The sequence below is a fragment of the Microvirga pudoricolor genome, assembly GCF_016892705.1.
Taxonomy (GTDB): Bacteria; Pseudomonadota; Alphaproteobacteria; order Rhizobiales; family Beijerinckiaceae; genus Microvirga; species Microvirga pudoricolor.
The window spans coordinates 87,352-101,405 of the sequence record NZ_JAFEMB010000006.1; the positions used below are offsets into that span (position 1 = coordinate 87,352).

General features: G+C 60.0%; 14 protein-coding genes and 1 pseudogene. 11 read left to right on the top strand and 4 right to left on the bottom strand.

Features of this window, described 5'->3' with window-relative positions; all coding sequences use genetic code 11:
* The first annotated feature begins 6 nt into the window (after window positions 1-6).
* From ILT42_RS18105 to ILT42_RS23115, 6 genes and pseudogenes are all read left to right on the top strand, one after another.
* Entirely contained in the window at window positions 7-879 is an 873-nt protein-coding gene (locus tag ILT42_RS18105; protein WP_229428747.1) for a 4-(cytidine 5'-diphospho)-2-C-methyl-D-erythritol kinase, read from the top strand.
* Between the two features lie 534 nt (window positions 880-1,413).
* Window positions 1,414-3,894, top strand: coding sequence for a calcium-binding protein (locus ILT42_RS18110; protein WP_204217179.1), 2,481 nt, complete (start codon window positions 1,414-1,416; stop codon window positions 3,892-3,894).
* 12 nt (window positions 3,895-3,906) lie between these two features.
* Window positions 3,907-3,975: pseudogene (locus ILT42_RS23305) on the top strand (hypothetical protein); the annotation flags it as partial.
* Between the two features lie 9 nt (window positions 3,976-3,984).
* Window positions 3,985-4,284 (top strand): hypothetical protein, encoded by a 300-nt coding sequence (locus tag ILT42_RS18115; protein WP_229428748.1) that lies wholly within the window; start codon window positions 3,985-3,987, stop codon window positions 4,282-4,284.
* 180 nt (window positions 4,285-4,464) lie between these two features.
* Window positions 4,465-6,069, top strand: a complete 1,605-nt coding sequence (locus ILT42_RS18120; RefSeq protein ID WP_204217180.1) for a calcium-binding protein — start codon at window positions 4,465-4,467, stop codon at window positions 6,067-6,069.
* Window positions 6,070-6,718: 649 nt separating this feature from the next.
* The gene (locus tag ILT42_RS23115) at window positions 6,719-7,939 is read left to right on the top strand and encodes a calcium-binding protein (protein ID WP_204217181.1); all 1,221 of its coding nucleotides are present in this window, start codon (window positions 6,719-6,721) and stop codon (window positions 7,937-7,939) included.
* 172 nt (window positions 7,940-8,111) lie between these two features.
* Here ILT42_RS23115 and ILT42_RS18130 read toward each other — a convergent pair whose 3' ends face one another.
* Entirely contained in the window at window positions 8,112-9,131 is a 1,020-nt protein-coding gene (locus tag ILT42_RS18130) for a polyprenyl synthetase family protein (RefSeq protein WP_204217182.1), read from the bottom strand.
* Between the two features lie 129 nt (window positions 9,132-9,260).
* Here ILT42_RS18130 and ILT42_RS18135 point away from each other — a divergent pair, with 129 nt between their 5' ends.
* Together ILT42_RS18135 and ILT42_RS18140 are read left to right on the top strand one after the other, a co-directional pair.
* The gene (locus ILT42_RS18135; RefSeq protein ID WP_204217183.1) at window positions 9,261-9,485 is read left to right on the top strand and encodes a putative signal transducing protein; all 225 of its coding nucleotides are present in this window, start codon (window positions 9,261-9,263) and stop codon (window positions 9,483-9,485) included.
* Window positions 9,478-10,218 (top strand): tRNA1(Val) (adenine(37)-N6)-methyltransferase, encoded by a 741-nt coding sequence (locus ILT42_RS18140; protein WP_204217184.1) that lies wholly within the window; start codon window positions 9,478-9,480, stop codon window positions 10,216-10,218. The genes ILT42_RS18135 and ILT42_RS18140 overlap by 8 nt, the downstream gene beginning before the upstream one ends.
* 49 nt (window positions 10,219-10,267) lie before the next feature.
* Here the strand turns inward: ILT42_RS18140 and ILT42_RS18145 are convergent, their stop codons facing one another.
* The 3 genes from ILT42_RS18145 to ILT42_RS18155 all read right to left on the bottom strand — a co-directional run bounded on the left by ILT42_RS18145 (window position 10,268) and on the right by ILT42_RS18155 (window position 11,305).
* A complete protein-coding gene (locus tag ILT42_RS18145) occupies window positions 10,268-10,534 on the bottom strand; it encodes a hypothetical protein (RefSeq protein WP_204217185.1) in 267 nt (88 codons plus the stop codon).
* A gap of 141 nt (window positions 10,535-10,675) precedes the next feature.
* Window positions 10,676-10,972: a hypothetical protein gene (locus tag ILT42_RS18150; RefSeq protein WP_204217186.1), complete on the bottom strand. Its 297-nt coding sequence runs from the start codon at window positions 10,970-10,972 to the stop codon at window positions 10,676-10,678.
* A gap of 33 nt (window positions 10,973-11,005) precedes the next feature.
* The gene (locus tag ILT42_RS18155) at window positions 11,006-11,305 is read right to left on the bottom strand and encodes a hypothetical protein (protein ID WP_204217187.1); all 300 of its coding nucleotides are present in this window, start codon (window positions 11,303-11,305) and stop codon (window positions 11,006-11,008) included.
* 347 nt (window positions 11,306-11,652) lie between these two features.
* Between ILT42_RS18155 and ILT42_RS18160 the strand changes: the two genes are divergently transcribed.
* From ILT42_RS18160 to ILT42_RS18170, 3 genes are all read left to right on the top strand, one after another.
* On the top strand, window positions 11,653-12,510 hold the full coding sequence (locus tag ILT42_RS18160) for a S49 family peptidase (RefSeq protein WP_204217188.1): 858 nt from the start codon (window positions 11,653-11,655) through the stop codon (window positions 12,508-12,510).
* A 78-nt stretch (window positions 12,511-12,588) separates the two neighbouring features.
* On the top strand, window positions 12,589-13,530 hold the full coding sequence (locus ILT42_RS18165; RefSeq protein ID WP_229428749.1) for a glycine--tRNA ligase subunit alpha: 942 nt from the start codon (window positions 12,589-12,591) through the stop codon (window positions 13,528-13,530).
* A gap of 84 nt (window positions 13,531-13,614) precedes the next feature.
* Entirely contained in the window at window positions 13,615-14,049 is a 435-nt protein-coding gene (locus ILT42_RS18170) for an endonuclease domain-containing protein (RefSeq protein WP_204217189.1), read from the top strand.
* Window positions 14,050-14,054: the final 5 nt, after the last annotated feature.

Sequence of the window (14,054 nt, forward strand, 5' to 3'; positions counted from 1 at the left end):
TGGCGAATGCCCAAGCCTCTCTCCACACATGCTCCCGCCAAGGTCAACTTGACCCTCCACGTCCTTGGGCGGCGGCCCGATGGCTATCACGAGCTCGAAAGTCTCGTGGCCTTCGCGGGCACGGGCGACACACTGCGCCTGGAACCGGGTTCGTCGTTGGCGCTGACGGTCGACGGGCCGACCGCCGCTGCTGCGGGAGCCGGGCCCGATAATCTGGTTCTCAGGGCCGCGCGCTTGCTGGCTGCCCGCGTGGATGGGCTCCGGGTCGGCGCCTTCCACCTGACGAAACGCCTGCCTGTCGCAGCCGGGATCGGCGGAGGCTCGTCCGACGCCGCCGCGGCGCTGCGCCTGCTCGCTGAACTCAACGGCCTCCCGGTGACCGATCCGTCCGTGCTGGAGGCCGCGAGGCTCACCGGCGCCGACGTGCCCGTTTGCCTCGACCCGCGCGCCCGCATGATGCGCGGCGCCGGTGAGCGAGTCGGGCCGACGCTCAATTTGCCGCCGCTTCACGCGATCCTCGTGAACCCTCGCGTGTCGGTCGAGACCCCCGCCGTCTTCAAGGCGCTGGGGTTGGCTCCGGGGCAGAATCTCACTGGGGCGGCTCATCCCGTGGTGGATGGTGAAGGGTTGGGGGACTTCCTGGCGGAGCTGGCAAGCGCCCGCAACGATCTCGAACCCGCCGCGAGAGCGCTTCATCCCCTCATCGGCACAACCCTCGCGCTGATGCGAGGTACATCCGGATGTCGCGTGGCCCGCATGTCTGGCTCGGGCGCGACGGTGTTCGGATTGTATGAGGGCGCTGCGGATGCGCAGAGGGCAGCTGAGGCCCTGCGAGACGCAAGGCCGGAATGGTGGGTTGAGGCGACGGAGTTGCGTTAGACCGCCTTTCCGAAAATCATACGCCTTGGCCGTTTAAGGCAGCCACGTTGAACCGCCCGATCCAACGGGCGGCCTTTCCGGTCATATCTGTATCGGATCGGCCGCCTTGGGCCTCACTCACACCCTGATCCGACGGGACGCGCACGCGAGAGATCCATCTTTCTCCCGCTGGCGGGAAGCAGGCGCTACACTCGACGAACAAGCTCCGAGTAATAGTTGAGGGCTTCCGATTGTAGAGGCAATTATTGCTTTTGTTTATGCTCATGATCAGTATTTTTAATACAACCCGACTAGCAACCGAAAGTATATCAGTAAATTAAACAATAAAATGCGGACAATTTAACTTGAAAAGCGCTATAAACATTATAATGTATAAATGGACTCAGATTCCCGCAGGGATGAAGGGCCCCAGACCGAGATGGGCCGCAGCAGTCTCCGGGCAGGGGCAGCAGAGCGTGCCCGGGTTTCATGCCAACCGATTGAAGCGTCCGAGCAGACGCAGGTCGCCGCCAAGATCTATTTGAGGAACGGGATATGTTAGAGCACAGCAGAGAATGGAATCTTCAGCAAGAAGCTCAGTATGTAGCGGAAATTCTGGTGGCCCGGAATATGAGCCGCACGGACAAAGTCCTACAGCAAGTGGCTGAGGAGCATTCTCGCCGCACCATCGGGCCTCTGAAGGTGATCGAAGGTACGACTGGTGACGATCTAATCGAAGGGACGGAGGAGGGCGACGAAATCCATGGCAAACTCGGGAGCGATACAATCTTCGGTTACGGAGGTGACGATACGATCTTCGGCGACGCGCAGACTGATTTCCTCCATGGAGGCGAAGGAAATGACGTCATCCACGGTCTGTCAGGCGCCGACGAGATATTCGGCGAAGCGGGAAACGACGCGTTGTTCGGGGGTAATGCAAGCGATCTAATCGATGGAGGAGAGGGTAATGACGTCCTGGACGGAGGGGACGCAGACGATACCATAAGCGGAGGAAATGGTAACGATGTTATAGCTGGAGGAGATGGGTTCAACCAGTTATCCGGCCAAGACGGAGACGATTCTATATTTGGCGGCGGCATTGAAGGATACGAATTACATGCGGATCATATACTTGGTGGAGATGGTAATGATTCAATTCAATCGAGAGCAGGCGACGATCTAGTATTTGGAGGTGAGGGCAACGATTACATTTACGGAGAAGAAGGCGAAGACAAATTAATTGGTGAAAATGGGAATGATTATCTGAATGGTGGCCTCGGCAATGATCTCCTTGTCGGAAGCAAAGGCAATGATTACATCTCAGGCGATAATGGAGATGACATTATCTTTGGATCTAATGAAGAAGGCGACTATCAAGTTGGGGATGTCGACTATTTGCAAGGTGGCATTGGAAACGACACTTATCATATATTCAGTTCAGGCGATGTTGTCGAAGAGTATTCAGAAGAGGGTATCGATACGGTCATTGCTAAGATCGGATCTTACATTCTGACTGATAATGTCGAGAATCTTTATGCGCATGACGAGTTGGAAAAAGCGAATTTTGTTGGCAACGCTTTAAACAACAGCATCGTCGGAGCAAAAGGCCACGATGCTCTCAACGGAAGAGACGGAAACGACACAATAAACGGTGGAAGCGGCAACGATTACATCCTTGGAGGCGGAGGTGATGACACCCTCCAAGGCGATGAAGGAGATGACTACATTTATGGCAACGCTGGTGCTGACTCTCTCTGTGGTGGTGAAGGTGACGACAGGATCTACGCAGGAGATGACAGTGACACAGTCAAGGGCGGTTACGGCAACGATCTCCTCCGTGGCGATGCAGGCGCAGATTGGATTTCTGGCGGTGACGGAAACGACTCAATGTATGGCGGAACTGGTAGCGACACTCTGAAGGGGGGCGCTGGTAACGATCAAATTTGGGGTGAGGCTGGATCGAATTGGATCGAAGGTGGCGATGGAGATGATGTCATCCATGGTGGCGCGGAAAACGACACTCTATTCGCTGGATCAGGAAGCAATACGATAGAAGGCGGCTCAGGGTACAATGTCCTGCTTGATGATTTCAAGAACAACACTGGCAGAACAGTCCTTGTCGGCGGCGTAGATAATGATCAATACTACGTTAACAATGCATCTACTGTATGTATTGAGCAACTCGACGGAGGGTATGATACACTCAACACCTCGGTCAGTTACTCTATTGCGGCTACTGGTATCGAAGAGATACATGCCGACGAAGAGACAGGAAGTTTGAGCCTCATTGGCAACGAGCTGAACAACATAATTTGGGATGGTGCCTTCGATGATACGTTGAGGGGCGGAGATGGAAACGATACAATATACAGTCAATATGGCGCAGATATGGTCTATGGAGAGGAGGGCAACGATCGGTTTTTAGTTGGAGGCACTGGATCAATATTTGGAGGTTCTGGAAACGACACCTTCTGGGCATCAGGTGCGAACTTTCTATATGGGGGCACTGGAGACGACATTTATTTCACTAATAGCTCTCATGTTTCAATGAAGGTCATCGAATATTTTGATGAGGGGTATGATACGATCTACACAACAGCAAACTACTCGCTCGGCGGCACTTTTATCGAAGAGTTGAGGCCAGATTACGGCACATCTTCTGCTCTTCAGCTCGGAGGAAATACACAAGCTAATAAAATCACTGGTAGTGATCAAGCTGATACGATTGCGGGTTTTGGAGGGAACGATACACTCGAAGGCGCCGGTGGAAACGATATAATCTATGGCCATGAAGGTGATGACGTATTAAAGGGCGATAGCAATATTTTTGGCTCAGACAGTGGTATCGATAAGCTTTTCGGTGGAGCTGGCAATGATATTTATTACGTCTCAAACACGCTCTCGTACGCTACAGAATACTACCAAGAGGGCTACGACGTGCTTTACACGACGGCAAACTACTCCATCGGGGGCACATTCATCGAGGAATTGCGCGCCGACCCTAATGGTTACGCTTTGCAACTAACGGGCAACTAGCAGGACAAAAAGATTTATGGCAGCAGGGGTGGTGACTACATCCATGGCGGTTCGGGCAGCGATACGCTGACCGGCGGCGATGGCGCCGACATGTTCCTGTTCACCAGCCACAACGGCGTCGATGTCTTCACCGATTTCGGCGGCGGCGACGTGTTGCACCTGGATGTGCGGGGCTTTGCCAATGTGGCGGCGCCGGGCGGCTACAAGTTCGCGCCCGGTCAGTTCGTGCTCGGCACGACGGCCACGAGCGCGGACAGCCGCATCATCTACGACGCGGGCACGGGCAACCTGTACTATGACAAGGACGGTCTCGGCGGTGAGGCACAAAGCCTGTTCGCCAAGTTCCTGACGAAGCCCGCGCTCACCGAAAGCTCGTTCTTCGTCTTCTGAAAATGATTGGGCGCTCTTTGCGCTTAAGCCAAGATGCGGCGGCGCGGTATTGACCGTGCCGCCAATTCCTCAGCGCATCCCGCGTTTTCCGAACGATGGGCGAGTAACCAGGAGCATCGCGGCCATTTGAAACTTCGCAAAAGCAAATAATCTATTATTACTTGAACCAAGGATTTGAATATGATCGGACACAGCAGAGTGACAAACATCTCTGATAATTCAGTAGGTCTCGTTACCAAGTCGGACAACGGAGCAAAAATATTGGCCCTCGATCCGCACACCATCGAAGGCACGAATGGAAACGACTTCATCAACGGCACAGTCAGGGATGATGTGATCTTCGGTTACGAAGGCCATGACACGATCTTCGGCAATATCGGCTACGATACGATCTACGGCGGCAAAGGCAACGACGTCATCTTCGGTCAGGGAGATAATGACGTCCTCCATGGTCAGGACGGCGACGACTTGATCGATGGCGGTGCGGGTCTGAACTTGGTCTACGGCGGATCCGGCAGCGACACGCTCTATGGCAGTGGATCGGATCCTTGGAGCAATCTGTTCGATACGATCCATGGGGGAACGGGCGACGATGTCTATTACGTCAACAACTTCGCTGGTGTTGTCGAGCTAGGCGACGAAGGGCACGATACGGTCATCACTGGCGACTTCCAGTATTTCATGGAGGCCAACGTCGAGGACCTCTACACCACAGGTGACCTTCCCTCCGTGTGGTTGAGTGGTAACGATGGAAGCAACAAAATCGTTGCCGGGAAAGGGAATGACTATCTGTTCGGCAACGCTGGCGACGACACATTCTACGGTGGAAGCGGAGACGATTACATCGAAACGGGTCGTGGCAACAATGTCGTGTATGCCGGCGACGGTAACGACACGATGATTGTCGACATTGAAGGTGCCTCTGTCCTCTACGGCGGAGCGGGCGATGATTATTATTCCATCACCAATAGCGTCACGCTTTGTGTGGAAGCTGCAGGTGAGGGGCATGACACAGTCAGTTCGTTCAAAGATTACACTCTCGGAAGCCACGTCGAAGATCTGCTGGGAAGGTCTGCTGCTGGACTGAAGCTAACCGGCAACGATCTCAATAACAGGATTCAAGATTATACCGACAATGTTGGTGACGGCAGAGATGTTCTTCGCGGTGAGGCCGGCGACGACACCATCGTTAGCTCCTTTGGCGTCGACTCGATTTTCGGCGGCACGGGTGACGACACGTTTTATGTGTCCAACACGGCCTCTTATGTCACCGAGTACAACGGCCAGGGCTACGATGTCCTCTACACCAAGGCCAACTACTCGATTGGCGGCACTTTCATCGAAGAGCTGCGCGCCAATGCCGGCAACGTCGGCCTGCAGCTGACAGGCAACTCGCAGGACAACAAGATCTACGGCGGCGGGGGTGGTGACTACATCCATGGCGGTTCGGGCAGCGATACGCTGACCGGTGGCGGTGGGGACGACATGTTCCTGTTCACCAGCCACAACGGCGTCGATGTCTTCACCGATTTCGCCGGCGGCGACGTGTTGCACCTGGACGTGCGGGGCTTTGCCAATGTGGCGGCGCCCGGCGGCTACAAGTTCGCGCCCGGTCAGTTCGTGCTTGGCACGACGGCCACGAGCGCGGACAGCCGCATCATCTACGACGCGGGCACGGGCAACCTGTACTATGACAAGGATGGTGTCGGCGGCGAGGCGCAGAGCCTGTTCGCCAAGTTCCTGACGAAGCCCGCGCTCACCGAAAGCTCGTTCTTCGTCTTCTGAGACATGCTCGGCGATGCAATCGCCTGAGCATCAAATGCAACGGCGCGGTCGAAAGATCGCGCCGTTGATCGTTTCAGATCACGTTGGTTGACGCTTCCGAACATTCGTCAGCAACGACGTCCAGGCCAATGAACAAACCTAGTATGTGTCGACCTGTTGGACCTTCCGATCCGGCTATGGGTGCCAAGGGCAAGTACGCCCTTGAAGGTCGCGTATCTCATCGAGACATGATTGCAAAAATCATTCGACTCGCATTTCGCGATTCGGATGTGTCGGAAGAACATCTGGACGCACGTTTCGTATAATAGAAAAGATTTCGGCAGATCAGCGACACATCGTAAGCAATTTTATAGAGGCGAAAGCATCAGAGTTTTCGATCGAACACATCAAATTAATGCGTACAACCTAACGGACAACTTAAAGTGCCTCTCACATAAGCGCCACCTTCCATAAATTAAACTTGATATAACATAATAATGTTATATAAATTGATTGGCGTTTCTGCTTCCGCAGGACGGTAGCAGCTCCGCTATTCCGCCACCGCCATGATAACGGATTCAAGGTCTGGATTTCCTGGGACCCAGATCGCGCAAACTGAGGTCGTTTCCATGGCGAGCGATTTGACGCTGATTCGATTTAAGAGAGAGCGATGAACACAGTGAACAACCCAAATCTCAGCACCATCGAATACCGCGCGGAGGAAACTGCCCGCGCCAGAGCGTGGGAGGTTCCTTTGCACTACGTCGATGCGAGCGGCGGCGCTGTCGGCCCAATGGCTTTTTACGAAGGTAACGATTCCCCCAATATCTTCATGGGTGGCGATGACGACGACTTGGCTTACGGCTACGGCATGCCCGACTACCTTTCGGGCGGCGGCGGCAACGATACGCTCGATGGAGGATCCGGTGATGATTGGCTGCTCGGTGGCCTTGGCAATGATAGCCTGATCGGCGGCGAGGGTAATGACATCCTGGAGGCTGGTGGCGGTAATGACACCATGCTGGGCGGCACTGGCGACGACACATATTATGTCACTCAGTCCCATGTCTTCGTAAAGATTGTCGAGGAGGGCAATGAGGGCCACGACGTCATCTTCACCAGTGCCAACTTTTCGCTCGGCGGCATGTTCGTCGAGGAACTGATTGCGTACAACGCCACACAGGGCTTGGGCCTTGCCGGCAATACGCAAGCGAACCGCATCGTCGGCAGCGGCTTTGGCGACAGCATCGTCGGCGGCTCGGGCAACGACACGCTCGATGGCGGCGGCGGCACGGGGATCGATACCCTCAACGGCGGCCCTGGTGACGATGTCTACTATGTATCGTCGACTGGCACGAAGGTGATTGAGAGTGGCGGTGACGGCTACGATGTCGTCTTCACTTCGTCGAACTTCTCGATTGGTGGGACATACGTGGAAGAGCTGCGTGCCAACGCCGGAGATATCGGCCTTCAACTGACCGGCAACACCCAGAACAACAAGATCTTCGGCGGCGCCGGACGCGACTTCATTCATGGCGCCACCGGCAGTGACACGCTGACGGGCGGAGGTAACGACGACGCCTTCCTGTTCACGAGTCGCGATGGCGTCGACGTCTTGACGGATTTCAACGCTGGCGACCGGGTCTACCTGAATACGGTCGGCTTCGATAAGTTCGCGTCGGGACCCAACCAGGGCTTCGGACCCAGCCAGTTCCACCTCGGCACGGAGGCGGCGCTCGCTGAGAACCGCATCATCTACGATGTGAATACGGGCAATCTCTACTACGACGCGGACGGTGTCGGCGGCCAAGCGCAAACCCTGTTTGCGACTTTCATCACAAAGCCTGCGCTCACCGCCAGCACGTTTTCCGTTTACTACGCTCCGCTCTGAGAACCGGACCGTTTGAACTGACACAGACGGCGGCGCGGGTCCCATCGCGCCGCCGTTTTATTTCAGTCCGGTGTGCTTTTCCCAGGTGCCGGACGAGGCCGCGGTTCCCTCGCGGTGAGGATGTTGTCTCAGAACCGGAATCGACGGTCGGAACAATCGGACGGACCGGCGCTCAATACGCCCGCGCGATGCAGAAATCGACGGTCTCCAGCAGGGCCTGCTTCATGGGGCCGTTCGGGAACAGCGCGAGGGCATCCCGGGCCATGGCACCGTAATGGCGGGCGCGGTCGACGGTGTCCTCGAGGGCCCGGTGGCGGCGCATGATGGCGAGAGCCTGGTCGAGGTCGGCCTCGTTCGTCTCGCCGCGTTCCAGCGTCCGCTTCCAGAACGCGCGCTCCTCGTCGGTCCCGCGCCGGAAGGAGAGGACCACGGGCAGGGTGATCTTGCCCTCGCGGAAATCGTCGCCCACGTTCTTGCCGAGCGTCGCGGCCTTGCCGCCGTAATCGAGGGCGTCGTCCACGAGTTGGAACGCGATGCCGAGATTCATGCCGTAGGAGCGGCAGGCGGCCTGCTCGGCCTTGGGACGCTCGGCGATGACGGGCCCGACCTCGCAGGCGGCCGCGAAGAGTTCCGCCGTCTTGCCCCGGATCACGGCGAGATACTCGTCCTCGGTGGTCTCGGTGTTCTTGGCGGCGGCAAGCTGCATCACCTCGCCTTCGGCAATCACGGTGGCGGCCGCCGACAGGATGTCGAGAGCCCGCAGGGAGCCCACCTCGACCATCATGCGGAAGGCCTGGCCCAGCAGGAAGTCGCCCACGAGCACGCTGGCCTCGTTGCCCCACTTGATGCGGGCCGCGATTTTGCCCCGGCGCATGTCGCTCTCGTCCACTACGTCGTCGTGGAGGAGGGTGGCGGTGTGCATGAACTCCACCGCGGCGGCGAGCTTCACGTGCCCGTCGCCCTCGTAACCGGAAAGGCCGGCCGTGGCGAGGGTGAGCATGGGGCGCAGGCGCTTGCCGCCGGACGAGATGAGGTGGTTGGCGACCTCCGGGATCATGGTCACGTCCGACCCGGTGCGGGACAGGATCATCGCATTGACCCGGCCCATATCCCCCGCCACAAGGGAGACGAGCTTCTCGATGCTCGCGTTCTTGTCGGGATGCTTCTCTTCGAACGGAACGACGACGCCCACGCCTTCAAACCCGGGTTGCCGGCCGCGGCGGCCGGTAGGAACATGTTACACCGTCACGGGAAGGCCTCCCGGTCGCCCGTGCGGCCAAGCCTTTAAGCCTGCCGCAAAGGAAAGGGAATCCCCGCGCCGATGGTCGAAATCATTCGCACCAACAATCTCGTCCTGATTGGCTTCCTACAATCCTTGTTGGAGAACGCCAATATCCCCGTGCTCGTGGCCGATCTGCATATCAGCGCACTCGAGGGCATGATCGGCGCTTTTCCAAGACGGATGCTGGTGCCGGAGGATTACGTGGCGCAGGCGCGCCGCCTGATCAAGGAGGCCGGGCTCGAAGCGGAGCTGCGCCATGCCTGACACCACGGACGATTCGCTCCTGGGCGGCCGGGTGCGGCTGCTCCAGCCGGCTCGGGGCCACCGGGCCGGAACGGACGCGGTCCTGCTCGCCTCCTCGGCGGCCGTCCGTCCGGGCCAGAATGTGGTCGATGTGGGGGCGGCCACGGGGGCGGTCGGCCTGATGGCGGCCGCACGGGTGCCCGACGCGCGGTACGTTTTCGTGGAACGCGACCCCACCCTGGCTGAACTGTGCCGTCACAATGTCCGCCGCAACGGGGTCGCCGGTACCGTGGTGTGCGCCGACGTGCTCGACCGGCACGCCCGGCAGGCGGGCGGTCTCGCCGGAGAAACGGCCGACCTCGTTCTGACGAACCCGCCCTTCCTGGAGGAGGGACGGGCGCGCATCTCGCCCGACCAGGGCCGCGCCGCCGCTCATGCGCTGCCGGCCGGTGGGTTGGCGAATTGGCTCGGCGCCTGCATCGGCCTTCTCAGGCCGAAGGGGACCCTTGTTCTGATCCATCGGGCCGACCGCCTGCCGGATTGCCTCGATGGCCTGAGGGGACGGCTCGGCTCCTTGAGCGTGCGCTTCGTCCACCCGGACGCCACGCAACCCGCGATCCGAATTCTGCTGGCAGGCGTCAAAGGAAGCCGGGCCCCGATGGAGGTCCTGCCTCCGGTGTTCCTCCATGGGCCAGATGGACGCTTCACGCCCCTGGCTGAAGCCCTTCACCGGGGAGAGGCCACGCTTTCATGACGAACGGGCACCGGATCGCCGGCCCCGCATCATCCGGTCGAGGCCGGGATCAGCGGCAGAGCCGGACCGGCCTCTCGGCCCAACGCCAACCGTTCCAGAACCGCTCCATGCGGGTGAAGCACCGGGGCGGGGCAGGGCGGTAATAGGCGCGGTAAGCTGGGGGAGGACCATAGGGGCGCGGGTGCATCACCGGCCGGGTGGCGTAATCGTAGCGTGGCGGAGGCGGCCGGTGGCCCCAATAATACTGGGCCTGCGCGCTCTGAGCCGCGAGGGTGCCGACGGCAAGGGCCGCAAAGGCCCCGAGGAACTTGTTCATGCTCGCTCTTCCTGTTTGGGTCGAAGGGCCATTCTCCCGGGCGGGCGTGAACAAGCGTTAAAAAAATTAAGTTAATCGATACTTTATTTCAATTCAGGTCTGATACGAACACGGGCGCCGAAGCGCCCGTGTTCCATCGATCTAGCGGCAGACCTCGACGGGCCTGCGCACCCAGGCCCAACCGTTCCACACCGTCTGCGGGCGAACCCAGCAGCGCGGTCCACGATAATAGGCCGGACGATAGCCATAGGGCCGGTAGACCGGAGGAGGCGGGCCCCAGCCATAGGCGCGCCGGGGATAGGGACGGACGTATCCGGGCGGAGGGCCATAATAGCGGCCATAGCCCGGACCATAGGGTTGAGCCTCGGCCGGCTGGAAAGCCGCCCCGCCGAAGGCCAGGGTCAGGATGCCGAAGGCGCCTACCAAAAGCTTACGCATGACGGTCGCTCCCACGTTGGAGGAATGTGAAGGCTAGCGGCGCACCGTCCGGCAGATCTCGACCGGGCGGCGAACCCAGACGCCGGCGGGCGTACGCACGGACCGGACCTCCCGACGGCACACCGTGCGGCTCACCGGCGGACGGTAGCGGCGGCGCTCGTAGCGCGGACGCTCATAGCGCGGGGGGCCGTAATATTGAGCCTGGGTCACGAAGCTTCCTGCCTCGGCCAAGGGCTGGGCCGGCATCAGCGGCGAGGCGGAGGCGCTGCCCACGAACCCAAGAGCGCCAACCGTCAGGACCGTGGCGGCAGCGAGGCTTTTCAGGAAAGTCATATGGTTCTCCGTTCGACTTTTTGGGATAGGCGCGATCCGAAGCAGAATCACGGAGCGCGTTTATCGTGGGATAAGTTTTAGGCGGGGTAAACTGAACGGGACCCGACATGTTCCTGAAGGGAATGTTCAGCTTCGGCCTGTGGTCAACGGGGGGTTAAGAGGGCCGTGTCCGATCCCGCCGGGGCCGTGACGGAGACCGTTTCCCCTTTTGGATGAGGATGTTACGCGGGTTATGGAGGGCCGGGCCGACGGGACGGAGACCGGAGGCGACGTCCTTTCTCGATGCCAAGCCCTTGGGAAGCGTGGCATTGATCGCTACATCTGATCCGGTTCAGAGTTTTGCCCCCATGACGATCCCCCACCGCCTGCGCTCCCTTCTGCCTGCCCGCTTCCGCAAGGACCGGCCCATTGTCCCGGTCGTGCGACTGTCTGGCGCGATCGGGGCGGTGATGCCCCTGCGGTCGGGCCTCGCCATGGCGAACGTGGCGCCGATGCTGGAACGGGCCTTCACGACCCCAGGCGCGAAAGCCGTCGCGCTCGTGATCAATTCGCCGGGCGGATCGGCAGCCCAGTCTCATCTCATTTTCAAGCGCATCCGGTCCCTGTCCGAGGAGAAGGGCGTGCCGGTGCTCGCCTTCGTGGAGGACGCCGCGGCGTCCGGCGGCTATATGATCGCCTGCGCGGCGGACGAGATCTTCGCCGATCCGGCCTCGATCGTCGGGTCCATCGGGGTGGTGTCGTCCGGTTTCGGCTTCAACAAGTTCATCGAGCGCTTCGGCATCGAGCGGCGGGTCCACACGGCGGGCCAGAGCAAGGCCATGCTCGACCCGTTCAAGCCGGAGCATCCGGAGGACGTGGCGCGGCTCAAGGAACTCCAGCGCCGAGTTCATGGGGTGTTCACGGGGGTGGTCCAGTCGCGCCGAGGCCCCAAGCTTGCCGAGCGGGACGACCTTTTCTCCGGCGCCTTCTGGGTCGGGGACGAGGCCCTGGAACTCGGGCTCATCGACGGCCTGGGCGATATCCGCTCGGTGCTGCGCGCCCGGTTCGGAGAAAAAGTGCACATGCGCCTGATCGCGCCCGCCCGGCCCAATATCCTGGCCCGGTTTCTGGGCCGCCGCTCCTTTGGGGACGACACCCTGCTCGATCCGGCGGAATTGCTCGGGGCGGTGGAGGAACGCTCGGCCTGGACCCGCCTGGGGCTCTAGGGCGGTCCGAGCCCCGGCGCTTGACTTGCGCCGCCCGTCATCTCAAGGGTGCCCGACCGACACCAACCGGACGCCAGCATGACGAGCGAACCCGCGCACATGAACCCCGCGCGCTCCTTCCAGGGCCTGATCCTCACGCTCCAGCGCTATTGGGCCGAGCAGGGCTGCGTCATCCTCCAGCCCTATGACATGGAGGTCGGCGCGGGCACCTTCCACCCGGCGACGACCCTGCGGGCCTTGGGTCCCAGGCCCTGGCGCGCCGCCTATGTCCAGCCCTCCCGCCGTCCCAAGGACGGGCGCTATGGCGAAAACCCCAATCGGCTCCAGCATTATTACCAGTTCCAGGTTATCCTGAAGCCGAACCCGCCGAACCTGCAGGAACTCTATCTCGGCTCGCTGCAGGCCATCGGCATCGACACGTCCGTCCACGACATCCGCTTCGTGGAGGACGACTGGGAGAGTCCGACCCTCGGCGCCTGGGGCCTGGGCTGGGAATGCTGGTGCGACGGCATGGAGGTGTCGCAGTTTACGTATTTTCAGCAGGTCGCGGGCTTCGAATGCGCGCCTGTGGCGGGCGAACTGACCTATGGCCTCGAGCGTCTCGCCATGTACCTGCAGGGCGTCGAGTCGATCTACGATTTGAACTTCAACGGCCTCGAGGGGGACCGCAAGGTCACCTACGGCGACGTATTCCTTCAGGCCGAGCAGGAATATTCCCGGCACAATTTCGAATATGCCGACACCGAGATGCTGTTCCGCCACTTCCGCGACGCGGAGGCTGCCTGCCGGAAGTATCTGGCCGATGGCGAGGCGAAGCCGGGCGCGAACGACGAGCGCCACCTGATGGCCCTGCCGGCCTACGACCAGTGCATCAAGGCCAGCCACATGTTCAACCTGCTCGACGCCCGGGGCGTGATCTCCGTCACCGAGCGCCAGAGCTACATTCTGCGCGTGCGCGAACTGGCGAAGGCCTGTGGCGCGGCGTGGCTGAAGACGGAAGGCGGAGGATTGGCAGCGTGAGCCTCCTCTCACCCTCCCCTTGAGGGGGAGGGTCGGAGCGCATCAGCGCTCCGGGGTGGGGTGGAACCGCGACAAACAACCAGCATGGCGAACATCGACCGCTTCCGTCGAGCAAGGGCCAAAAGCCTCCGCTCGAACGCCACCGAGCCAGAACAAATCCTCTGGCGCGCTTTGAGGCGCGTGCCGGTCCTAGAAAGCCATTTTCGGCGGCAGGTTCCTATTGGACCATACATTGCGGACTTTGCCTGTCTGCGAGCCAAGCTGATCATCGAGCTTGATGGCGGGCACCATTCGCACGACGACATCGCCGCTCGGGACGAGGCCAGAACTCGTTGGCTCGATCACGAAGGCTATCGGGTCATTCGATTCTGGAACGGCGAACTGACCGAGAACCTGGAAGGCGTTCTCGACACCATTTATGCGGCCCTGTATGGCTCGCTTCAATCAGAGGCCGTTGCGCTTCCCACCCCACCCCGGAGCGCTCATGCGCTCCGACCCTCCCCCTCAAGGGGAGGGTGAGCCGA

Coding starts and splice junctions, on each gene's coding strand:
- ILT42_RS18105 (WP_229428747.1), top strand. CDS start 7: ATGCCCAAGCCTCTCTCCACACATGCTCCCGCCAAGGTCAACTTGACC.
- ILT42_RS18115 (WP_229428748.1), top strand. CDS start 3,985: ATGTTCCTGTTCACCAGCCACAACGGCGTCGATGTCTTCACCGATTTC.
- ILT42_RS18160 (WP_204217188.1), top strand. CDS start 11,653: ATGACGATCCCCCACCGCCTGCGCTCCCTTCTGCCTGCCCGCTTCCGC.
- ILT42_RS18140 (WP_204217184.1), top strand. CDS start 9,478: ATGCCTGACACCACGGACGATTCGCTCCTGGGCGGCCGGGTGCGGCTG.
- ILT42_RS18170 (WP_204217189.1), top strand. CDS start 13,615: ATGGCGAACATCGACCGCTTCCGTCGAGCAAGGGCCAAAAGCCTCCGC.
- ILT42_RS18145 (WP_204217185.1), bottom strand. CDS start 10,534: ATGAACAAGTTCCTCGGGGCCTTTGCGGCCCTTGCCGTCGGCACCCTC.
- ILT42_RS18155 (WP_204217187.1), bottom strand. CDS start 11,305: ATGACTTTCCTGAAAAGCCTCGCTGCCGCCACGGTCCTGACGGTTGGC.
- ILT42_RS18120 (WP_204217180.1), top strand. CDS start 4,465: ATGATCGGACACAGCAGAGTGACAAACATCTCTGATAATTCAGTAGGT.
- ILT42_RS18110 (WP_204217179.1), top strand. CDS start 1,414: ATGTTAGAGCACAGCAGAGAATGGAATCTTCAGCAAGAAGCTCAGTAT.
- ILT42_RS18150 (WP_204217186.1), bottom strand. CDS start 10,972: ATGCGTAAGCTTTTGGTAGGCGCCTTCGGCATCCTGACCCTGGCCTTC.
- ILT42_RS18165 (WP_229428749.1), top strand. CDS start 12,589: ATGACGAGCGAACCCGCGCACATGAACCCCGCGCGCTCCTTCCAGGGC.
- ILT42_RS18135 (WP_204217183.1), top strand. CDS start 9,261: ATGGTCGAAATCATTCGCACCAACAATCTCGTCCTGATTGGCTTCCTA.
- ILT42_RS23115 (WP_204217181.1), top strand. CDS start 6,719: ATGAACACAGTGAACAACCCAAATCTCAGCACCATCGAATACCGCGCG.